Origin of the sequence: Burkholderia sp. BE17 (genome assembly GCF_009362305.1) — a bacterium.
In the GTDB taxonomy this organism is placed as follows: domain Bacteria; phylum Pseudomonadota; class Gammaproteobacteria; order Burkholderiales; family Burkholderiaceae; genus Burkholderia; species Burkholderia pyrrocinia_C.
On the sequence record NZ_WHNU01000044.1, the window covers coordinates 33,852 to 55,228 of the forward strand.

The 21,377-nt window shown below is 63.6% G+C and carries 27 protein-coding genes; 26 read left to right on the top strand and 1 reads right to left on the bottom strand.

What is annotated here, in order from left to right; all coding sequences use genetic code 11:
- Positions 1-3: 3 nt before the first annotated feature.
- The 16 genes from fliF (at position 4) to GD429_RS31575 (ending at position 12,599) form a co-directional block, all read left to right on the top strand.
- Positions 4-1,635, top strand: a complete 1,632-nt coding sequence (fliF, locus tag GD429_RS31505; protein ID WP_321575027.1) for a flagellar basal-body MS-ring/collar protein FliF — start codon at positions 4-6, stop codon at positions 1,633-1,635.
- A complete protein-coding gene (locus GD429_RS31510) occupies positions 1,619-2,671 on the top strand; it encodes a FliG C-terminal domain-containing protein (protein ID WP_152862985.1) in 1,053 nt (350 codons plus the stop codon). Before fliF ends, GD429_RS31510 begins: the two co-directional genes overlap by 17 nt.
- A complete protein-coding gene (locus GD429_RS31515; protein ID WP_152862987.1) occupies positions 2,668-3,357 on the top strand; it encodes a FliH/SctL family protein in 690 nt (229 codons plus the stop codon). The genes GD429_RS31510 and GD429_RS31515 overlap by 4 nt, the downstream gene beginning before the upstream one ends.
- Positions 3,354-4,661, top strand: coding sequence for a FliI/YscN family ATPase (locus GD429_RS31520; RefSeq protein ID WP_152862989.1), 1,308 nt, complete (start codon positions 3,354-3,356; stop codon positions 4,659-4,661). Before GD429_RS31515 ends, GD429_RS31520 begins: the two co-directional genes overlap by 4 nt.
- Positions 4,658-5,122 carry a hypothetical protein gene (locus tag GD429_RS31525; protein WP_152862991.1) on the top strand — a complete coding sequence of 155 codons (465 nt, stop codon included), beginning with the start codon at positions 4,658-4,660 and terminating at the stop codon, positions 5,120-5,122. The genes GD429_RS31520 and GD429_RS31525 overlap by 4 nt, the downstream gene beginning before the upstream one ends.
- 73 nt (positions 5,123-5,195) lie before the next feature.
- Positions 5,196-6,500 (top strand): flagellar filament capping protein FliD, encoded by a 1,305-nt coding sequence (fliD, locus tag GD429_RS31530; RefSeq protein WP_193727245.1) that lies wholly within the window; start codon positions 5,196-5,198, stop codon positions 6,498-6,500.
- Positions 6,497-6,886 (top strand): flagellar export chaperone FliS, encoded by a 390-nt coding sequence (gene fliS, locus GD429_RS31535; protein WP_152862995.1) that lies wholly within the window; start codon positions 6,497-6,499, stop codon positions 6,884-6,886. Before fliD ends, fliS begins: the two co-directional genes overlap by 4 nt.
- A 5-nt stretch (positions 6,887-6,891) precedes the next feature.
- A complete protein-coding gene (locus GD429_RS31540) occupies positions 6,892-7,191 on the top strand; it encodes a hypothetical protein (protein ID WP_152862997.1) in 300 nt (99 codons plus the stop codon).
- Between the two features lie 191 nt (positions 7,192-7,382).
- Positions 7,383-8,231, top strand: a complete 849-nt coding sequence (locus GD429_RS31545) for a flagellar hook-length control protein FliK (protein WP_193727246.1) — start codon at positions 7,383-7,385, stop codon at positions 8,229-8,231.
- Positions 8,232-8,237: 6 nt separating this feature from the next.
- Complete coding sequence (locus GD429_RS40740; protein ID WP_193727247.1) at positions 8,238-8,384, top strand: hypothetical protein; 147 nt, start codon at positions 8,238-8,240, stop codon at positions 8,382-8,384.
- A 5-nt stretch (positions 8,385-8,389) separates the two neighbouring features.
- Complete coding sequence (locus GD429_RS31550) at positions 8,390-9,109, top strand: FliA/WhiG family RNA polymerase sigma factor (protein ID WP_227791798.1); 720 nt, start codon at positions 8,390-8,392, stop codon at positions 9,107-9,109.
- 55 nt (positions 9,110-9,164) lie between these two features.
- Positions 9,165-10,037: a flagellar motor stator protein MotA gene (motA, locus tag GD429_RS31555; RefSeq protein ID WP_152863004.1), complete on the top strand. Its 873-nt coding sequence runs from the start codon at positions 9,165-9,167 to the stop codon at positions 10,035-10,037.
- Positions 10,034-11,056, top strand: coding sequence for a flagellar motor protein MotB (locus GD429_RS31560; RefSeq protein ID WP_152863006.1), 1,023 nt, complete (start codon positions 10,034-10,036; stop codon positions 11,054-11,056). The genes motA and GD429_RS31560 overlap by 4 nt, the downstream gene beginning before the upstream one ends.
- An 82-nt stretch (positions 11,057-11,138) precedes the next feature.
- The gene (locus GD429_RS31565; protein ID WP_152863008.1) at positions 11,139-11,426 is read left to right on the top strand and encodes a flagellar biosynthesis anti-sigma factor FlgM; all 288 of its coding nucleotides are present in this window, start codon (positions 11,139-11,141) and stop codon (positions 11,424-11,426) included.
- Complete coding sequence (locus GD429_RS31570; protein WP_152863010.1) at positions 11,423-11,848, top strand: hypothetical protein; 426 nt, start codon at positions 11,423-11,425, stop codon at positions 11,846-11,848. The genes GD429_RS31565 and GD429_RS31570 overlap by 4 nt, the downstream gene beginning before the upstream one ends.
- A 91-nt stretch (positions 11,849-11,939) precedes the next feature.
- The gene (locus GD429_RS31575; protein ID WP_227791799.1) at positions 11,940-12,599 is read left to right on the top strand and encodes a glucosaminidase domain-containing protein; all 660 of its coding nucleotides are present in this window, start codon (positions 11,940-11,942) and stop codon (positions 12,597-12,599) included.
- A gap of 16 nt (positions 12,600-12,615) precedes the next feature.
- On the opposite strand, the gene flgA is transcribed toward GD429_RS31575, so the two are convergent.
- Positions 12,616-13,374 (bottom strand): flagellar basal body P-ring formation chaperone FlgA, encoded by a 759-nt coding sequence (gene flgA, locus GD429_RS31580; RefSeq protein WP_152863012.1) that lies wholly within the window; start codon positions 13,372-13,374, stop codon positions 12,616-12,618.
- A 185-nt stretch (positions 13,375-13,559) separates the two neighbouring features.
- On the opposite strand from flgA, the gene flgB reads away from it, so the two are divergent.
- From flgB to flgK, 10 genes are read left to right on the top strand one after another with little or no spacing between them, the layout of a single operon-like run.
- The gene (flgB, locus tag GD429_RS31585; protein WP_152863014.1) at positions 13,560-13,928 is read left to right on the top strand and encodes a flagellar basal body rod protein FlgB; all 369 of its coding nucleotides are present in this window, start codon (positions 13,560-13,562) and stop codon (positions 13,926-13,928) included.
- Positions 13,928-14,326, top strand: coding sequence for a flagellar basal body rod protein FlgC (flgC, locus tag GD429_RS31590; protein WP_152863016.1), 399 nt, complete (start codon positions 13,928-13,930; stop codon positions 14,324-14,326). Before flgB ends, flgC begins: the two co-directional genes overlap by 1 nt.
- Before the next feature lie 5 nt (positions 14,327-14,331).
- Positions 14,332-15,057: a flagellar hook capping FlgD N-terminal domain-containing protein gene (locus GD429_RS31595; protein WP_152863018.1), complete on the top strand. Its 726-nt coding sequence runs from the start codon at positions 14,332-14,334 to the stop codon at positions 15,055-15,057.
- Entirely contained in the window at positions 15,054-16,223 is a 1,170-nt protein-coding gene (locus GD429_RS31600) for a flagellar hook-basal body complex protein (RefSeq protein WP_152863020.1), read from the top strand. Before GD429_RS31595 ends, GD429_RS31600 begins: the two co-directional genes overlap by 4 nt.
- A 4-nt stretch (positions 16,224-16,227) precedes the next feature.
- Positions 16,228-16,953: a flagellar basal body rod protein FlgF gene (locus tag GD429_RS31605; RefSeq protein WP_152863022.1), complete on the top strand. Its 726-nt coding sequence runs from the start codon at positions 16,228-16,230 to the stop codon at positions 16,951-16,953.
- 51 nt (positions 16,954-17,004) lie between these two features.
- A complete protein-coding gene (flgG, locus tag GD429_RS31610; RefSeq protein ID WP_193727248.1) occupies positions 17,005-17,790 on the top strand; it encodes a flagellar basal-body rod protein FlgG in 786 nt (261 codons plus the stop codon).
- On the top strand, positions 17,790-18,455 hold the full coding sequence (gene flgH, locus GD429_RS31615; RefSeq protein ID WP_152863026.1) for a flagellar basal body L-ring protein FlgH: 666 nt from the start codon (positions 17,790-17,792) through the stop codon (positions 18,453-18,455). The genes flgG and flgH overlap by 1 nt, the downstream gene beginning before the upstream one ends.
- A gap of 59 nt (positions 18,456-18,514) precedes the next feature.
- The gene (locus GD429_RS31620; protein ID WP_193727249.1) at positions 18,515-19,639 is read left to right on the top strand and encodes a flagellar basal body P-ring protein FlgI; all 1,125 of its coding nucleotides are present in this window, start codon (positions 18,515-18,517) and stop codon (positions 19,637-19,639) included.
- 14 nt (positions 19,640-19,653) lie between these two features.
- Complete coding sequence (locus GD429_RS31625) at positions 19,654-19,986, top strand: hypothetical protein (protein WP_152863028.1); 333 nt, start codon at positions 19,654-19,656, stop codon at positions 19,984-19,986.
- Between the two features lie 48 nt (positions 19,987-20,034).
- Positions 20,035-21,375, top strand: a complete 1,341-nt coding sequence (gene flgK / locus GD429_RS31630) for a flagellar hook-associated protein FlgK (protein ID WP_152863030.1) — start codon at positions 20,035-20,037, stop codon at positions 21,373-21,375.
- Positions 21,376-21,377 lie beyond the last annotated feature (2 nt).

The following is a 21,377-nucleotide window of genomic DNA, read 5'->3' on the forward strand; positions in this document are numbered from 1 at the left end:
AACGTGCTAGCTCAAATCAAGGCTCTCATCGCGCGACTCAAGCCCGAAGGAGGTTTCCGGTTGCCGTCTTCCGCCGCGCTGTCCAGACTGGTGCCGATCGTCATCCTGGCGATCAGCCTGACCGCGCTGGCCATGATGCTGATGTATCGCCAGGACTCGCGCTACAAGCCGTTGTTCGGTACCCAGGAGTCCGTGACGGTCTCCGACATGATGGCCGCGCTGGACGCCGAAGGCATTCCGTATCGCATTCACCCCGACAGTGGTCAGGTGTTGGTGCCCGAGCAGAAGCTGGGCGTTGCGCGCATGCTGCTGGCCGCCAAAGGCGTGGTCGCCAAGCTCCCTGAAGGGCTGGAGCAAGTGGACAGGAGCGACCCGCTGGGCGTGAGCCAGTTCGTGCAGGACGTTCGCTTTCGCCGCGGCCTGGAAGGCGAGCTGACGAAGAGCATGGTGGCGCTCGACCCGGTGGCATCGGCGCGCGTGCATCTGTCGATTGCCAAGTCGACGTCGTTCATCCTGGCCGATGGTGACAAGAGTTCGGCGTCTGTGGTGCTCACGCTCAAGCCCAATCGCAAGCTGAGCAAGGAACAGGTTACCGCGATCGTCGCTCTGGTGGCAGGTAGCGTGGCCAACCTGGATCCGGCTCGCGTGACCGTGGTCGACCAGGCGGGCAAATATCTATCGGCTCAGATCGAGCCGGTGTTGGGTGCCTCCGCGCTCGACAGTGAGCTGGGCGAGCAGATGCGCGAGCAGACGCTGCGCAATATTCGCGAGTTGCTCACGCCGGTGTTGGGTGAGGGAAATTTTCGCGCGAGCGTTGCCGTTGAGCTCGATCACGATCGTGTGGAAGAAACCCACGAACAATACGGCGAGGCTCCCAAGGTCACGCAGGAAGCGATCCGCGACGAGAGGGACATTGGACAGGCCGCCCTGGGCGTGCCGGGTTCGCTGTCGAACCGCCCGGCACCGCCGTCGGCCGCCAGCGCGCCGGAAGCACCGCACTCGGCCAAAAACGCGCAGACGCGCCAATACGCCTACGACCGCAACGTCGTGCAGATCAAGCGCAGTCCCGTACGCGTGAAGCGCCTGAACGTAGCCGTGGTTCTGAACAACGCTACCGCGCCGGGCGACGGCAAAGCCTGGGCGCCGGATCAACTCGCGCAAGTCGACAAGATCCTGCGCAATGGCCTAGGCATTGATGCCGACCGTGACGATGCGCTGGTGGTGTCGTCGCTGGACTTCCGCAGCACACCGGTGGCCGCATCGTTGGCGTGGTGGAGGCAGCCCGACAACATCGTGACGATCGGCACCTGGGTGGTATGGGCATTGGGTGCGCTGCTCGGGTTTCTGTTCGTCTTCCGCCCGCTACTCAAGGTGCTGCGCACCTGGGCCAGCGGCGGGCGTGACCCGAGGGCGCATACCGCGAACGCCGCGTCCGGCGATTCGGGGGGCAATGTGCCCGTCATCTCCCGCGATGCCGACACACAGCCGCTGCTGCTGGCCGATGCGAACCTCCCGCCGATAGGCTCCGACGTGGACGTGTTGATCGAACATCTGAAGCATCTGGCCGGCCAGGACCCTGAACGGGTTGCCGAAGTCATTAAACCCTGGATTCGAGACGATGAGCACACCAATTGACGTACCCGCAACCGTGGATGCTGCCGCGCCGGCAAGCACTCCAGCCCTGAATCTCAGTGCGGTGGAGCGTGCCGCCATCATCCTGCTCAGCATGGGTGAGGAGGCTGCGGCGGGCGTGCTGCGCTGCCTTTCGCGTGAGGAGTTGCTGGGCGTCACGCGGGTGATGTCGCGCATGCAGGGTGTCAAGGTGGATGCCGTGCAGCGCACCGTCGAGCGCTTCTTCGCGAATTTCCGCGCGCAGAGCAGCGTGCGGGGCGCGTCGCGCTCGTTTCTGCAGCGCTCGCTGGATATGGCGCTGGGCGGCGTGGTGGCTAACAGCGTGCTTAATAAGATCTACGGTGACGTGATTGGTCCGAAAATGGCGCGCTTGCAGTGGGCGCAGCCGCAATGGCTGGCGGACCGCCTGCGCGACGAGCACGTACGCATGCAGGCCATGTTCCTGGTATTCCTGCCGCCTGAGCAAGCGAGTTCGGTGATTCAGTCTCTGCCGGAAGCGCAGCGCGAGCAAGTGCTGCTCGACATCGCTCGCCTGACCGAAATCGACTACGACTTGCTGCGCGACCTGGAAGACGTCGTAGACGGTTGCATCGCCAACCTCGGCATGCAGAGCACCACCGTGGAAGGTGTGCGTCAGGCCGCCGACATCATCAACCGCCTGCCGGGTGACCGTGCCCGCATGGTGGAGCTGCTGCGCGCACGCGATCCGGACCTGGTAGCTGCGGTGGAGAACCTCATCTACGACTTCGCCGTGATCGCGAGACAGGGCGACGAGGCGATCGCCGTCATCCTCGAGCACGTCGACACGGAGCTGTGGGGCGTGGCGCTCAAGGGTGCCGACCCGGCCGTGTGCGATGCGTTGCTGCGCTCGATGCCGCGCCGTGCAGTGCAGGCCTTCGAGGATATGCTGCACAGAACGGAACCCGCACCTGCCAGCAAGGTCGAGGCGGCCCGTCGCGAAATCATGGACATCGTCCGTGGACTGGCCGACGACGGTGATATCGAACTGCAACTCGTAGCGGAGGAAGTGCTTCGATGAAGACATACCGACGCCATGCGTTTCCGCCGCTGGCGCGTGTGCGCGCGGCCAGCGAGCAGCGCGACGCGTGCGCAGCGCCCGACGAGGTCGGCCTGTTCGCCACGCAACTGCATGCGCCGCTGGCTGAAGAGCTGCTCGACGAAGCGCGACAAGCCGGTTACGACGCCGGCCACGCCGACGGATTTGCCGCCGGCGAGCGTGCCGGCGCCGACGGCGCGCGACGGGACGTGCGCGCCGGGCTCGATGCGCTGGCCGCACCGATCGACGCGCTGGCCGCCGGCTTCCAGCGTGCGCAGCAAGCGTATCGGGCCAAGGTGCGCGACGAAGTGGCTGCGCTCGTCGGCAACGTTGCACGCCAGGTCGTGCGCGCAGAACTCGAAGCCCGCCCCGAACGAATCCTCGCGTTTGTCGACGAAGCCGTCGACACGCTGGCGAAGACTCCCGAGTCCGTCAGCGTGCGGTTGAATCCGGTCGATTACGCGCGCATTGCCGAAGTGGCGCCCGAGCGCGCACGCGGCTGGCGGCTGGTGCCGGACGATCGGCTGGAGCCCGGCGAATGCCGCGTGCAGGCCGACGACGTGGAAATGGACGCGGGCTGCGGCCAGCGTCTTGCCGCCTGCATCGAACGGATTGCGGCGCAGCTCGCGCACGTGGATACCGAGCACGCGGAAGGCGTAGCCGCATGAGTGAATCCGCACTCGGCAAGCTCGACCTCGGCGACGTACCCGTCGCGAGACCGGTAGGGCGCCTGTCCGCCGTTTCGGGCCTGTTGCTCGAAGTGACCGGCTATGCATTCGAAACCGGTCAGCTTGCGTGTATCGAAACCGCATCGGGCGGCTGGATCGACGCACGCGTGGTTGGTTTCCGGGAAGGCGTGTCGTATCTGATGCCATTCCGGTCCGCCGAGGGCTTGGCCGCTGGGGCACGCGTGTTTGCTGACGACGGCGCATGCACCCTGTCGATCGGCCCGGCGTGGCGCGGTCGTGTCGTCGATGGCCTTGGCGAACCGATCGACGGACGCGGCCCGCTCACCGGTGACGCGGTGCTCGATCTGGAGCCGCCGCATGTGAACCCGCTGCGCAAGCAGCCGGTGGAAGGTGTGATGGACGTGGGTGTGCGCGCTATCGACGGCATGCTCACGTTGGGCCGCGGGCAGCGTGTGGGCCTATTTGCGGGGAGCGGCGTTGGCAAGAGCGTGCTGCTCGGCATGATTACACGCCAGGCTGCCGCCGACGTGGTGGTAGTGGGCCTGATCGGCGAGCGCAGCCGCGAGGTGCGCGAATTCATCGAGCACTCGCTCGGCCCCAAAGGCATGTCCAAGGCCATCGTCGTGGTTGCGCCGGCGGATGAATCCCCGCTGATGCGCCTGATGGCGACCGAGCTGTGTCACGCCATTGCCACGCATTTTCGCGATGCCGGTAGCCATGTGCTGTTGTTGATCGACTCCCTCACGCGCTATGCGATGGCGCAGCGCGAGCTCGCGTTGGCGCTGGGCGAGCCGCCCGCTACGCGTGGTTATCCGCCTTCGGTGTTCAGCATGCTGCCGCGCCTGGTGGAGCGCGCCGGCAACGGCGAAGGGGCGGGCAGCATGAGCGCCATCTACACCGTACTGGCCGAAGGTGACGACGAACAGGATCCGGTGGTCGACACCGCACGCGCGATTCTCGACGGCCACATCATGCTATCGCGCGATCTGGCCTCGCAGGGACATTTCCCGGCGATCGACGTGTTGCGCTCGGTCAGCCGCTGCATGTCGCTGGTGGTGCCGCGCGAGCAGATCGATGCGGTGCGCAAGATAAAGCAAATGATGTCCCGTCACGCCAATGTTCGCGACCTGATCCCGCTGGGAGGCTACGTAGCCGGCGCGGATCTCGCCACCGATCACGCCGTGCAGATGCACGACCGGATCGAAGCCTTCCTGTGTCAGTCGCAGGACGAAGTCGCGTCGCGCCCGGCGACATTCGACACCCTGATGGAGATCGCCGCATGAGCATCCAGCGTGTTGTGACCGGACTGTCGAAACTCGTCGCATTGCGCGCGAAGGAAGTGGATCGGCTGAGCGTTGACGTCGCCGCGCGCGACGCGGAATGCGTGCGCTATCGCCACCACCTCTCGCAGATGACCGCGCTGATGCAAAGCGTGGGCACCGGCGCGCCAGTGCATCCGCAGCAGGCAATGAACGACGCGCGTTACCGTTCGGCGATGGTCGATCTGATCCACCAGCACGAACGCGAGTTGACAAGGCACGAGGCATTGGTCACATCGCTGCGCGCGGATTTGCAGCTCGCCCGCCTGCGGCACAAGCAGATCGAAGTGGTCCGCCGCAAAAAGGTCGGTGTGCTCGAAGCCGAGCTGCGCGTCCGTGATCGCAAACGCGAAGATCAACAGGCGTCCCAGGCATGGCTGCGCATGCGGCTGTCGCAGCGGCGTGCGATATCACACTCATCCTGACCAAACGAGGAGCACCATGTTCGCCAGTATTGAAGACCCAGTTGCACACGCCAGAGCATATACCGATAAGTATATGACGAACGCGCTGCAGTACTTGAAAAACCAGAAAACCAGCAACGAAACCGCCAAGGCCGCGCTCACTCGGTTGCAAGGCGCGTTGAGTTCGTTCCAGGCCGCGCTGCAGGGCCTGTCCGGCGCAGGCAGCATCGTCAAACAGACGGCCTTGCTGTCGAATCCGGCGCAGGGAAAAGCCACGGTGGGTGCCAGCGCGCAGCCGGGGAGCTATGCGTTCTTCGTCGAGCAGCTAGCGTCGGCGCATCAGGTGGCTTACAAGGGCCTCCAGTCATATGGTGCCAAGGGTGCCGGCACGCTCGGGATCGCGCTAGAGGGTGGCGAATCGTTCAAGGTGGACCTTTCCGCTGCCAAAGCCGACGCCAGCGGAAACGTGTCGCCGGCCGAGCTGGCCCGCGCCATCAATCAGGCCTCGGGCAATGAGGGCAAGGTGTCCGCGTCGATCGTCACGATCGAAGGCGAGCAGCGCCTCGTGTTGACCTCTGGCAAGACCGGCGAGGCTGGCGCTATTTCCATCGACATCGGCGGCATCGGCGACGTCGCGCTGGCCGCCGCGTTGTCGGGTAAACCCGACGAACTGTCGGTGGCGCGCGATGCCATCTTCAAGCTCGGCGGCAAGGATGGCATCGAGATCAAGCAGGACACCAACACTTTTACCGGCATTCAGGGCGTGTCCGTCACGTTCACGCATAAGATGGCCGACGGCGAGCCGCCGTTGCTGCTCGATATCAGTCTTGACAAGGGCGGCACGGCCGATGCCGTGCAGGCGTTTGTCGATGCTTATAACAAAGTGATGGACGTGCTGGCCGAGTTGACGAAGGTCAACCCCGACGATCCGTCGAAGGCAGGGCCATTCGTCGGCGACGCCGGTGTGCGCAACCTGCAGCGGAGGATGAACGACCTGTTACGCGGTGCCGTGGGCGAGGCGCGGATGCTGGACTATGGCATCTCGGCGGATCGTGCAGGCAAGCTGTCGCTCGATACAGGCAAGCTGGGAACTGCGCTGGCCAAGAATCCCAACGGCCTCGGCACTCTGTTCGCCGACGGTGAGAAGGGCATCGTCGCACGGATGGATGCCTATCTGAAGACGTGGACGTCGTCCGTCGACGGTCAGGTCAAGCACCGCCAGGACTCCGTCAAGCTTGTTGAGCAATCGTTGAAGAAAAAGGAAAGCTCGCTCGAAGATCAATACAACCAGGTCTATAAGCGATATCTGACGCAGTTCACGCGCGCGGCGGAACTGGAGCGGCAGATGAAATCCACGATGCAATTGCTCGACGGCCTCTTTGGCGGGAACAAGCAATGACGACGCAACACGGTTATGGCGATTACCAGGCAGCCAGCTTGGCGAGCCAGACGGCAAGCGCGTCACCTGTGCGTCTGGTGATCGTGTTGATGGACGGCCTGCTCGACGAGATGGCGCGCGCGCGGGCGCATATCGAAGCCGGGCGCTACGAAGAAAAGGGCAATAGCCTGAACAAGTGCATCGGCATGCTGCATGGCCTGACCAGCGCACTCGACTTCGAGGGCGGCAACGGCATCGTCGTCGATCTTGCCCGGCTATACGAGTACTGCACGGTGCGCCTGAATAAAGCGGGGCTCGCGCTCGATCCGTTCCTCATCGATGAAGTCTCGGAGCTGATTCGCACACTGCGGGCCGCTTGGGAAGGCGTCGATCAACGATTTGGATGATAGCCATGGACCAGACCGACTATGTGTTGCGACTCGCGACGCGCGTACGGCAAGCGATTCTGAAGCGCGATTTCAACGCACTGGGGCGTTTGAGCCTTGAAGTGCATGATGTCGTGAGCGGCATGGCGACCGGGCAGGCGTTGAGCATCGTCGAGTTGGACGCACTGAGACGGCTGACGATCGCGCACGGCGCCGCTATTTCGTTGCTGAAAATTGAATCCGAGCGGCTGATCGAGGCAATGAACGATCTCAACGATCGCCGCGCAGGCTGGGCGGCCTATGCCGCTCAAGGGGGCACGCAATGATGACGAGGTTGCCGACAGTCGCTTATTTTACCCCTGCAGCCGCACCGGGCTGCAACGCCGTGTTGGCTGCGGGGCCAGGCGTGCCACAGCCTGTATTACCGGGTGACTTTGAGCGCCTGTTGGCGGACGGCGCTACGCTGTCCGAAAGCACTGGCGCCACGGCGGACTCGGTCCCGGATCCGGATCCGGATATGTGGGCGGCACTGGCACGTGCGCTGGAAGTCGAGCCGTCGGTCGGCGTGATGGCGTCGTTGCAGGATGGCGCGATGGCCGCGCCGTGGCTGATGCAGGTACTGGAAATGCGTGCAGGCGGCGTAGCCGCACCGGATGATGCGGCGAGCGGCACATCGGATGTCGTCGTAGCGATGCAAACGCAATCGAGCGCTGTTCCGGTGCTGGCGCAAGCGCGTGCCGCGGGGCAGCCGGTAACTCCTGCGGACCTGCCCGAGCGCGGCACCATCGAATTGGCGGTCGTGCCGCACGCTGATACGCAGGAAGCCATCGGGCCGGTAGGGCTGTCCGTCGTCACGCCGGACGGGATGGCGCGCGTCGGCGCGACACCGGCCGGCCTAGCGGCAGAAGCGGCAACAGCATCGCTTGTACCGACGGAGTCGCAGCAGAAACTGATCGATGCGCTGGGCGACCGTCTCAGCATGCAGGCGGCTCAGGGCATGCGCCAGGCAGTGATCCGACTCGATCCACATTTGAATGGATCGGTACGCATCGACGTGCGCCAGAATGCCAACGGCATTGCCGTTCACCTGTCTGCCACTCATGCCGATGTCGTGTACCAGTTGCAGGCGATTGGCGAAAGCCTGCGTCAGGATCTCGGTGCGCGCCACGGCGGCGACGTTACCGTTCAGGTTTCGGCGAGTCGGCAGGGCCATGCCGATGCAGGCGCTTCCGGTGGCCGCGAGCGCCACACACGCGGCGATGCACCCGATCAAAGTCCGGGCCGCGGCCTGACGGCTGCGGGCGGCGACGCCTCATTCGAACTCGTGTCGGGTGAACAGCGGTACATGAAGAGGAGAACGACATGAAACGAAATGCACGGCACCGAGGGCGACACGCGGCTGCGCTCGATGCTGGAAGTGTTGAGCAACTACGGATACGAGCACATGTATGGCTGCGCCGACCGCATGCCCTTTAACAAGGCGATGGTAACGAAGGTCATGATGGACCGAATACGATGACTGCAATGACTTACACCGAATACCAAAGCGTACAGCGCGAACACCGGGCAATGTCTGCCGCCGATGAGGCGCGCTGGGTGGTGCAGTACGCGCCACTGGTGAAGCGCACTGTGCGCAAGCTCGGTTCGCACGCGGGCGGAGTGCTGGAGGCCGACGACCTCGAGCAACTCGGGCTGATGGGACTGCTCGAAGCGCTGCGCCGCTACGGTGAGCCGGACGACGAGTTCGAGTATTTCGCACTGGTGCGTGTGCGCGGCGCGATTCTCGACGAACTGCGCCGCCAGGACTGGCGCCCGCGCTCCGCGCGCCAGGGCGCGCACCGCCTGCGCAGCACCGAGCGCTCGTTGCGTCGGGAACTGCGTCGCGAGCCCACTAAGGAAGAAGTGTGCGATGCACTGGGAATCGATCACGACGAATACGACCAGTTGCAACTGGATGACTGTGCACAGGCGTTCGTTAGCTTTGACGCGTTGCTGGAAGAGGGTTCGGATCGGTACGAGCGTGGCTGCGACGACGGCATCGAACACCAGGCCATGCAGCGCCGCTCGCTTGAGCAGGCGCTGGGCGTGCTCGACGCGCGAGAGCAGCAGATTATCCAGCTCTATTACGAGTTCGATTTGAACCAGGCGGAGATCGGAGCGGTGCTGGGCCTGACACGGGCCCGAGTCTGCCAGATCAACAAGAACGCCCTGGCCAAGATGCGCAAGCACCTCGTTCAGCATTGACATAGAAGAATCGCGCGCCGCTCCAACCACGCGGCGCCTGAGTCGGGAAGGAATCATGCAACAGATATTCGGCATTTTCATCGTGCTTGCCTGCGTATTCGGTGGGTTCATATTCATGGGCGGCGATTTCGGCAAGCTCTGGCAGCCGGTCGAGTTGCTGATGATCGTCGGTGCCGCCGTTGGCGCACTGGTGCTCGGCAATCCGAGCCACGTACTGGTTGAGATGGGCAAGCAACTGCGCAAGGTCATGACCAGGCGCAAGCGTACGGCCAACAAGGAATTCCAGCGCCAGCAACTGCTGGTGATGTATGAACTGCTGAACATCGGCCGGGATCTCAAGGCGCTCGACAACCACGTCGAAAATCCATACGAAAGCCCTTTGTTCCAGCGTTATCCGCTGGTGCTGCAGGATCCCAAGCTGCTCGCCTTCATTGTCGACAACCTTCGCTTGATGGCGATGGGTAAGGTCAGCCCGCACGAACTGGAAAGCGTGCTCGAGCAGGAGCTGGACGCCATTCACGAAGACACGGAGCAGCCGTCGCGCTCGCTCAAGAAGATTTCGGACGCCATGCCGGGCTTTGGCATCGTGGCCGCCGTGCTGGGCGTGGTGATGGCTATGGGCAGGCTCGGCGAAGGCGCCAGCGCGGCCGAGTTGGCCGAGAATGTTGCCGCCGCCATGATCGGCACCTTCATCGGCATCTTCTTCTGTTATGGCGTGCTGGACCCGCTGTCGAACCTGATCAAGCAGGTAATGAAGGCCGAGATGTCAGAAATGGAATGCGTGAAAGTGATGCTGGTGGCCTTTGCGGCCGGCAAGCCGCCGCTGTTGGCCATCGACGCCGGCCGTCGTCTGATGCAACTCACCAACAAGCCGAGCTTCGCGCAGCTCGAAGGCTGGATTGGCGAGTTGGGCGAGGGGCGTGCATGAGCATCGACATTCCTCGCATACCCGTCACGGCCGAAGTGGCACCCGCCGCGCTGGCGACGGCCAATCCAGCCACGCGAGGCGGACGCCGCAACGCTCCGGTCGACCTGATCGTCAAGCGCGCTGCCCGGCGCGGTTACGACGGCGATGACGGTGGTAGCTGGAAAGTCGCGTTTGCCGATTTCTGCCTTGCGCTGATGTGCCTGTTCCTGTTGTTGTGGGCGCTGAGTGCCCGCGATGAAGAGGCAGCGCGCCTTAATGCGATGGTCGACAATGTGCTGTACGACGACGATTCGGACGTGATGAATGGCGCTCCGCCGGTGCTGAATGCCGCGGTGTTACCGGACAGCGTGATGCTGAGCGCCACCGACAAGGGGGGCGACGACGCGAAGCACGCCCCGTCGATCGTGGACACCCGGGAAGCGCTGCACGCGCTGGCCGAGCGTGTGCGAACGCTCGGCGAGGAAGCCGGGTTGCTTGAAAACCTTCAAGCGATCGTTACGCCAATGGGGCTGCGGATCATGCTGCACGATACCGATGAGCGCGGCGTGTTCGTCAGCGGCGGCGCGGTACCTTCCGAACCGTTTCGGCCGATGTTGACCAAGCTGGGCGCGCTCATGGGCACGGTGGGCAATTCCCTTGTTGTAATCGGTCACACCGATTCGGTGCCGTATCGTCCCTTGGGCTTCGGCTCGCGCTCGAACTGGGATCTGTCGGTGGACCGTGCGATGTCCGCGCGACGATCGCTGCTGGAAGGCGGCATGGCGTCCGGGCAAGTGCTGGAGGTGGTCGGCATGGCCGACCAGGCGCCGCTGGCGAACGATCCGCGCGCCGCCATCAATCGGCGCATTGAGTTCCTGGTGCTGACGCCGGAGCGCGCGCGCGCGCTCCAGGCCATGTTCGGCCCGCCCGAGCACGTAGTGCCCTTGACGGAGGGCGTCAACGCCACATCGGCCGGCGAGCCGGACGCGAGCCGGGTCGGCTCGCAGTTCGACGTCGTGCTCGACAAAAAAAAGACTTAACAGATCTTTCGGCCCGTTCGTTCTGAAGGGGGAGGGGCAGACAAATCAATCTTCAGGGCCGCTTGGGCCGTAGGGTGACATCATGCGAATCGCTAATTTGGTGGGACACGCCACAATCAATGGGGCGGAAAATGCCCAGCGTGCCGACGGTACGCCGCGTAAGGTAGCCATGGCCTCGGTTGAGGCGGTGGGTGAAAAGACTCGAGATCGCCTGGTGCTGGATGCCGCGCGCGCTGTGCTGGACGACACGCCGGAAATCGATGTGGCCCGTGTGGCCCGCGTTCGCGCCGCGCTGGCTGCTGGCGACATCCGGGTCGATGCGGGCAAGCTCGCGGACATGATTCAACGGTATCACGGAGGTTGTGAATGACGGGCAAGAGTTCCCTCCAGCAATTACTCGTGGATGTCGTCGCCGACGGCGTCGGCTACCGCAAGCTCGTACAACTGCTGGAAGATCAGTTCGCCGCGGCGCTGCGGCTCGATGCCGCCAAGCTCGGCACGCTCGCCGGGGCGATTGCGGCTGAGGTCGATGCGATTGATCTGCGCCGTCGCTACCGCATCGAGCGGCTCGGTGAGGCTCCGGGCGCGGTGCTGGCGCTTGGCCGGCGTCTGCTGGCTGGCGACAGACACGCCAAGCAACGCGCGTTGTTCGTTGATTGCTGTGCGGAAGTAAAGGCGCTGGCGGCGCGATGCCGTACCCTCACTCGGCGCAACAGTGGCCTGCTGGTTGCGCAGTATGAAGCGATGTGGCGCCTGATCCATGGAGAGCGTCACACCTATGTTCCGGCCTAACGTCTCATTCGCGCCTGCCACGCCGGGTACGGTTGCCGGGTCTCCCGCCCCCGTTGCACCTGCCGGTACGCCGGTAGCGGGCTTCGGGTCGTTGTACGCGTCGCTCAACCGGGACATCGGTGGCAAGATTCGCAACGGCTTCGAACGCTCTGTCGAGTCGCAGCTGTCGTCGCAGGCGGTGACGTGGGCCAACGTAATGCGCGCCCGTGCGGAAGCTGCCGAGGCTGCGAAAGTCGAGCGCGGTGCGCCGAGCGGCGTAGGCGCGACGGTGCCGGGCACGGCCGATTCCGATCGACAGGCATTTCTGGCCGAGATCATGCCGTACGCCCGTCGTGCGGGCGCGATGATCGGCGCGGCACCGGAGCTGATAGCCGCGCACGCGGCGCTGGAATCCGGCTGGGGCAGCAAACCACTGAAGAACGCGAGTGGCGAGACCACGCATAACTTGTTCGGTATCAAGGCTACTGGCGGTTGGACGGGGGCATCAGTGTCTTCCGCCACCACCGAGTATCTGAATGGTTCGGCCGTGAAGATGGTCGACCACTTCCGGGCGTATCGGAGCTATGACGGCGCGTTTCACGATTACGCCAAGCTGCTGCGCGATTCGCCGCGCTATGTCGGTGTACGCAACGTTGGCGACGACGCCCGCGCATTTGCCAGCGTGCTCAAACGTGGCGGCTACGCGACCGATCCTGCCTACGTGACCAAGCTCGTGGAGACGGTCGGGCAGGTCAAGGGGATGGCTCGCTGACGCTCCGGCGGTCATGCTATTTCTTCGTGCCGACCGGCTCGACGGTGCCGGTGCCTGTCACCCGCGCGGTGATCACCTTGCCGGTGCTCGCGTTCTTCACGCGGATCACATCGTCGATGGCGCCGTTCTGCATGGCCGTACCCGGCACGGACACGTGTACCGGTCCCGTATTCGCCTCAATTTGTACCGCCTGACCACGGCGGATAGCTTCCACACCCTTGAGCATCCGTGCATGAATCACCTGGCCGGCCTTGACCGCGCGTCGCAGCATGCGGCCGACAGCGGTGGCGGGATCGGTCAGTGCATCGGGCGTGAGCGCGAAGTCACGGACATCTCGCCTGAAATCCGCTTCGCCGAGCGTCTGGCCGGGCGCCAGCGCTGTTGCCGCCACCAGCATTGGCGTGTCGATGCGAGCTTTCACCAGATAGACCGTCGCACGCGATTCGCCCCTGCAGCGCACCGAAAAGCGCATGCGCGTCAGCGCCTTGGTGTCGGTCGCGACAATATCGTAGGGCTCGTCGCACGCCGGGGCGATCCGGCGCGGGGGGGTAACCGCAACGGAGGTCCGTGGCGCGGTCAATGCGTGATCGGCAACATAGCGCGCGAGCCACGCTTGTGCCGCTTCTTTCACCTGCTGGGCGGCCGGATCACCTCCCCGCGCCGCGGTGGGTACGGGCGCCTGTGCCAATGCCGCCATCGGCATCGCCAGCCCCGCGGCTACGACTGTCAGCGCCAAATGCGCGATCAGCTGCTTGGAGAAGTCGGTCGGGAGCATGGCGTCCTTTTTCTTGAATGGATGACCGCTCGATTATAGGGGCGGCGTGTCCGTAGCGAACGCAAGGCCCTTCGCGTTCAAGTTCTGTACAAACTCTTCGCCGTTACGTTTGCCCGCCCGTAACCTCCGCCCAGTCCATGACTTAACCGCTACCGTGTAGCACTTTCCGGAGGCAAGCAGCCACAATGGGACTGAATCTCGAACAAGCACTTGGCGTACATTCGGCGGCGCTGAAAGTGCGTGCCGAACGCACTGGGCTCCTTGCATCAAACCTGGCCAACGAATCGACGCCAGGCTATCAGGCGCGCGATCTGGACTTTCGCGTGAGTCTTGGCAACGCGCTTGCCAACGATGCATTCGAGGCGTCGCTGCAGTTCGAAGGTGAGGAGCCGAAGTACCGAGTGCCGAGCAGCCCGTCGCAAGACGGTAACACCGTCGAACTGGGTGTGGAGCAAGCGGCATTCTCGCAAAACGCGGCAGATTTCCAGGCCAGCCTGACGTTCGTCAACATGAAGATCAAGGGCCTGAAGGCCGCCATCACGGGGAACGTCTGATGAGCTTCAAAGACATTTCGCAGATCGCTGGTTCGGCGATGTTCGCGCAAACCGTGCGGCTCAACACCATCGCGAGCAACCTTGCGAACGCAGGTACTTCCGGCACCGAGGAAACCGCGTACCGTGCGCGCAAGCCGGTATTCGCTTCTGTGTTCCAGAACGGCGGTGCGCGTGTGCAGGTGCTGGACGTGATTGCCACCGACGACCCGCTGACCGCTCGCCACGAGCCGGGCCATCCGCTGGCCGATGAAAACGGCATGGTGTTTTACTCCAACGTGAGCGCCGTCGAGGAAGTGACCGACATGATGGCCGCGTCGCGCGCTTTTTCCACCAACGTCGAGGTGCTTACGCGCATCAAGAGCATGCAGCACGACTTGCTGCGCATGGGCGAGGGCTGAACGCGATGGATGTCCAGAACAACATCAGCAACGGCTCGGGCGTAGGTGTCGCGGGCGTCCCGCCGGCCGCAGGTAACGGCGGTGGTAGCGTGTCCGATATGTTCACCAGGTTATTGATCGCGCAGGTCAAGAACCAGGATCCGCTGGCGCCGATGGAAGCCAACCAGTTCGTGACGCAGTTTGCGCAGATGAGCCAAGTGGAAGCGATGCAGACGCTGGCTGACCTGAGCGCCGCCACCGCCAGGACGCAGGAAAGCATGCTGGTCGTGACGCTCGGCTCGCAAGTCGGATCGCAGGTGCGCGTGCGTGCCGATAGGGTCGAGTTGGACGATGCCGTGGTCAAAGGGGGCTTCAAACTCGAATCCTCCTCGTCGGAGGTCGATGTGATTCTGACCGACCGGGACGGCGCTGAGCACCGGGTTTCGCTTGGCGCGCAGCAGGCAGGTGACGTCGATTTCAACATCGATCCTGCGGCGCATGGCCTGCCGCCCGGCAATTACAAGTTGCGCGTGGTCGCGGACTCCGGCGAGAAGCCCGCCGTCGAACTCACCGGTGAGATGCAAAGCGTGCGCCTGGGCGCGGACGGTGGCGTGATCCTGGCGATTGCCGGCATCGGTGATGTGGCGGCCACCGATATCACTCGTTTTCTCGGGCGCTCAAACCGACAAGGTATGCCACCCGAAACCGCTCCTCCCCAGACTCTCCCCATTTCGAAGAGGTTCCAGTCATGAGTTTCAACATTGCTCTCGCCGGCATCAATGCCGTCAACGGCCAGCTCAACCAGATCAGCAATAACATCGCGAACGGCAGCACGCTGGGCTTCAAGTCGGGCCGCGCCAACTTTGCGTCGAGCTACATCAACGCGATGCCGTCGGGCGTGTCGATCGGCTCGACTTCGCAGTCGATGGACGTCAGCGGCAACGTCTCCTCGACCGGTCGCGGCATGGACGCCGCGATCTCAGGAAAGGGCTTCTTCATCTCTCGCGACACCGATGGCTCGATGGTGTATTCGCGCGCCGGTGTGTTCTATACCGATAAGAATGGCAGCGTGATCGATTTCATGGGCCGCGCCGTGCAGGGTTATGGCGTTGACGGCGCGCTGGGCAGCCTGACGGTGCCCACGGGCTCGATTCCCGCACAGGCGAGCAGCTCGCTGGAATACGTCGGCAATATGTCCGCCGACTGGCCGGTGCCGAAGGTCTCGCCATTCAATAAGGACGATTCGAACTCGTTCAACGGCGTGTCGGCCGCCATTGTGACGGATTCGCTCGGTCGCGAGCACACCGTCACGCAGTATTTCGTAAAGGGCGCGGGCAACAATATGCAGGTCCATTACGTGATGGGCGGCAAGGAAGTTGGCGAGCCCGCGGACCTGAGCTTCGACGTCAACGGCAAGATGGTCAAGCCGACTGGCACCGTTCAACTTGACCTCGGCACGCCGACTGACGCCGCACCGATGTCGATTGCGATCAGCTATGCCGGTACGACGATGTCCGGCGGCGTCCAGACGACCGCCAAGAATCGCGTAGATGGCTACAAGGCCGGCACCGTGACCGGCGTGTCGCTGGCCGAGAACGGTTCGATTGAGGTGCAGTACAGCAACGGCAAGAAGTTGTCGGCTGGTCAGCTGGCCATCGCGACGTTCCAGAACGAAAACGGCCTGGTGCCGGTGGACGGCTCCGGTTGGCAGGCCAGTGCCGCCACGGGCGAGCCGCTGCTCGGCACGCCGGGCGCCGGCATGGCCGGCAAGCTGACCGTGCGCGCGGTCGAGCAATCGAATGTCGACATGACCGCGGAGCTCGTGAGCCTGATGGGCGCACAGCAGAACTACCAAGCCAACTCGAAGGTGCTGTCGACCGAAAACGAAATGATGCGCACGTTGATGCAGGCGCTGTAACGCGATGGACAACTTCCTCTACACCGCCATGACGGGCGCCGAGCATTCGCTGCGCGCACTCAACGTCCGAGCCAACAACCTCGCCAACGCGCAGACCAGCGGCTTTCGAGCTGATCTGACCCGCGTGACGAGCGAGGCGGCCAGGGGGTACGGCTACGACTCGCGTTACCAGGCGACGCTCAAGTCCACGTACGTGAACCAAGCGCCGGGCAAGGTGAGTGAAACGGGGCGTACGCTGGACGTGGCCATCGAAGGCGCTGGTTATCTGGCGGTGGAAACCGGCCAAGGCGTGGCGTACACGCGGGCCGGCGCGCTCAAGCTCGACGGCGACGGCGCGCTCACGCTGAACGGACGCGCCGTGCTGGGGGAGGGACGGGCGATCGTGCTGCCCGAGCACGACGCGCTGACGATCGGCGCGGACGGCACGATCTCCGTCGTGATCCCGGGCGAGAAGGGCGTACAGGACGTGGGGCGCCTACTGCTGGTGAACCCTGAGCCAGCCGACCTGATGAAGGACGAACAGGGCCTGATTGTCTCGCGCACCCGTGCCAAATACGAGGCCGACGACAGCGTGACCGTCAAGGGCGGGCATTTGGAAACCAGCAATGTATCGGCTGTCGAGGAAATGATGCAGACAATGTCGCTCACGCGCTCGTTCGAGATGCAGATGAAGCTTTACAAAGTGGCCGATGAAATAGCCGACGCGGGCAACCGGCTCATCCGCGGGTAAGCGCTCGGGCGCATCGCCGCGAAACGAATCAACCAACGCTAAAAGGCAACCATGAATCACGCAATGTGGATCAGCAAGACGGGCATTCAGGCTCAGGACGCGAAGCTGCAGGCGATTGCCAACAACCTCGCCAATGTCAACACGGTCGGCTTCAAGCGTGATCGCGCCGTGTTCGAAGACCTGTTTTACCGCGTGGAGCGCCAGCCAGGCGCTCAGATGTCGGACAACTCCACCGATCCGGGTGTGCAGCTCGGCAACGGCACGCGCATTGCCGGCACGCAAAAGGTGTTCACCAACGGTGCGCTGCAAGAGACCAGCCAGACGCTTGACGTGGCCATTGTCGGCAACGGCTTCCTGCAGGTAGAGATGCCGAACGGCGAAGTGGGCTACACGCGCGCCGGCCAGTTGCGCCTGAACGACCAGGGCCGCCTGACCAATGCACAGGGCCTGCCTCTCGTGCCGGGTATTGATATTCCCCCCGAGACGACCGGCATCACTATCGGCGAGAACGGCATGGTGTCTGTCACCACGGGGGCGGGTACGACGCCGGCCGAAGTCGGTCAGCTTCAGCTTGCGCAGTTCGTGAACCCGGCTGGCCTGCTGGCCCTGGGCGACAACCTGTATGCCGAAACCATCGCCAGCGGCGCACCAACCGAAGGCGAGCCCGGCCAGAACGGTATCGGCACGCTCAAGCAAGGTGCGCTGGAAGGCTCCAACGTGCTGGCCGTGGAGGAAATGGTCGAGATGATCGCAGCCCAGCGCACCTACGAGATGATCACCAAGGTGCTGTCGGCCGGCAACAACATGATGCAGGACCTGTCACAGGCCGCTCGTTGATGAAGGCCGCCCGCTGCTTCGCCGCGTGCGGTGCACTGGCCTTGCTGGCTGGTTGCGCGACCGGGCCGTTCGATCGTTCGCTGCCGGACTTCGACGACAACATGCCCGATACCGCCTTCGATATCCGTCGCGGCACGGCGGGCGGTGTGCTGGTGCCCGATCAGGCGTGGTCGCTCACCTCGGACGCGCGCGCTTTCCGCGCCGGCGATGTATTGACAGTGGAGCTCGAGGAGTCCACCCAGGCCAGCAAGAAGAGCGGCACGCAGGTCGGCAAGGACAGCAGCCTCAGCGCCAAGAAGCCGTCGCTGTTCGGTAAGGCGCTGCCGGTCGAAGCCGAGCTCGGCACGAAGAGCGGTTTCAACGGTTCGGGCTCCAGCTCGCAGCAAAATACGCTGCGCGGCTCGGTGACGGTGGTGGTGCAGCGCGTGATGCCTAACGGCCTGCTGCAAGTGCGCGGAGAGAAGCGCCTCGTGCTTAACCAGGGCGAGGAGAACCTGCGCCTGGCGGGTTACGTGCGTGCTGCCGACATCGATTCGAACAATCGCGTGTCGTCGCAACGTGTGGCGAATGCGCGCATCACGTACGCGGGCCGTGGATCGCTGGCGGACGCCAACCAGCCCGGCTTGTTGACCCGATTTTTCAACAGCCCCTGGATGCCGTTCTGATCCAGCGACGATGAATGGATCGAACCCGGGCAATGCCCACTGGACCACTGGATGACACGATGAAACCGACCCGACTAACAAGCTGTGCCACTGCTCTGGCCATCGTCATGGGCATCGCGTTGTGCGGCGCCATTGAAGCGCACGCTCAGACCGTCGGCAACCTGGTCGATGTGGAAGGTGTGCGCGAGAACGCGCTGGTCGGCTACGGCGTTGTCGTCGGTCTTGCCGGATCGGGCGACGGCACCCAGGCCAAGTACACCGCGCAATCGCTGACGAACATGCTCAAGCAGTTCGGCACGCGACTGCCGGAAAATGTCAATTTGCGTTCGCGCAACGCGGCCGCCGTGATGGTGAGCGCGACCTTCCCGCCGGGCTATCGCCGCGGCCAGAAAGTGGACGTGACCGTTTCGTCGCTCGGCGACGCGAAGAGCCTGCGCGGCGGCACGCTGCTGATGACGCCGCTGCGTGCGGCTGACGGCGAGGTCTATGCGCTGTCGCAGGGCAATCTGGTCATTCCGGGGCTGAATGTGCAAGGGCGCAGCGGCACCAGCGTCACCATCAACACGGCCACCACAGGTCGAATTCCGAAGGGCGCGACGATCGAGCGCGAGATTGCCACCGATTTCGGTGACACGCCTACCGTGCGCTTGAACCTCAAGCGCCCGGATTTCCAGACCGCATCCAGTATCGCCGACGCCATCAACAAGGTACTCGGCGGCGACGTCGCCAGCACGGTGGATGCCACCTCGGTGGACGTGGTCGCCCCGCAGGTGCCGAGCCAGCGTGTGGCCTTCGTGGCTCGCCTGAACGCGTTGAAGGTGAGTCAGGGCGCAGAGCCTCCGCGCGTCGTCTTTAACTCACGCACCGGCACGGTCGTTATCAGTCAGGGTGTGACGGTCAAACCGGCGGTTGTCTCGCACGGTTCGCTGAAGGTCACGATTGCCGAAGGCACGATGGTTAGCCAGCCGAACGCGTTCGCCAACGGCAGCACGGTGGCCGCACCCGTTAGCGAGATCGGGGTGACGCAGGCGGGCGGCAATGCTTTTCAGTGGACGTCGGGCGCAAGCCTGCAAGCGATCGTCGACACGATCACCCGCACCGGTGCCACGCCAGACGACCTGATGGCGATCCTGCAAGCTCTGTCCGAAGCCGGCGCGCTGACGGGCGATCTGGTGGTGATCTGACGAGGAACTCGATTATGACGCTTGAACCCCGATACCTGCTGCACCCACAGAACGATACGGTCAGGAGTGGTGCGATCAAGCCGGCGGATTTGGCTTACCGCAAGCGCGTGGAAGACGCTGCCGTGAAGTTCGAGGGCCTTTTCATCGCGCAGATGCTGAATGAAATGAAGAAGGTGACCGACCAGCTCAAGAATGATGACGGCCTCGCCGACCGTTCGAGCGAAGCGATGCTCGACTACGCGAACCGCGCGGTGGCCGATGCAATTGCGAAACAGCGCGGCTTCGGTATCGCCGACACGCTGGTTGCGCAGATGCTGCCGCCCGACGCGATGCCGTCGAAAGACTGAAGCATCGGCATATTCACCGCTTTATTCATTGCAAACTGGAACATCATCATGAATATTACCCAAATCGGCTTGTCCGGCGCGCTTGCGGCACGGGCGGCAATAGATATGTCGGCACGCAACATAGCAAACCTGCAGACCGTCGGCTATACGCGCCAGGGTGTGCTGTTGAGTTCGCGTATAGGTGGTGGCGTCGATGTGAGCTCGGTGATCCGTTTTGGCGATTACTACAAGACGCAGCAGAAGTGGGCCTCGCAAGGGCCCGCCTGTCAATACGGCGCGGCGCAATCGTACTTCCGTCAACTGGAGGGTGTGATGGGCCTGGAGGACGGTAGCGTCAAACTCTCGATGAACAAATTTTTCGACGCGCTCGATGCAGTTAGCGCCGAAGTGACCAGCCCCGCGCTGCGTCAGCAGGTGCTGATGGCCGCCAGCGGCATGGCGACGAGCTTCAACAACTTGCAGCAGATGATGCGCGGCCAGCTCGACACGCTGCGCCAGCAGAGTGCCGCCACGACGGAGCAGATCAATGGCCTGTCCCGCACTGTTGCCGACCTGAACCTCCTCGTCGCAGAGGCGGAAGCAGCGGGCGGCGCGCCGTCCGAGCTGATCGATCGGCGTGACCAGGCGATTGACCAGTTGTCGGCGCTGGCCGATATCCGCACCGTACGTCAGTCCGACGGCACCGTCGACGTGAGTCTCGCGGGCGGTACGCCCCTGGTAACGGGGCGCCAGGTCGGCAAGATGAGCGTGGAAACGCTGGCCGACGGCACGTTTTCGCTCAAGCTGGAGTTGAACGGCACGCAGTATCCGCTGGACGGCCCCAAGGTAGGGGGCATGTTGGGTGGTTTGTCGGCCTTTGCCAAGAACACGCTGCTGCCGCAGATGGAAGCCGTCCGGTCGCTGGCGGGTGACATTGCGGAAAGTTTCAACAAGCAGTTCACCGCAGGCTTCGGCATGGACGGCTTGCCGGGCAAGGCGCTCTTCACCTTCAACCCGGCAACGGGCCACCTGACGGTCAACGAAATGAAGCCGGAGGAACTTGGCTTTTCCGGAGACCCGAAAGCCCCCGGCAACAGCGACAACCTGCTCAAGCTGATCGAACAGCGCACCAAGCGCATCGCCCTGCCGGGCTTTGGCGAGACATCACTGGGCGACGCGTACGTGCAGCTGGTGGGCAAGCTTGGCGCGCAGAGTCAGCAGAACCAGTCGAACTTGGCGATGGCCAGCAATGTCCGTCGGCAAGCGGAAGAAGCGTGGCAGGAACTGTCCGGGGTCAACAAGGATGAGGAAGCCATCAATGTTGTTGAGACCCAAAAAGTCTACGAGGCCAACATGAAAGTGATTTCCGTTGCCCAGAAATTGTTCGACGCGACGATCAATGCATTCTGATG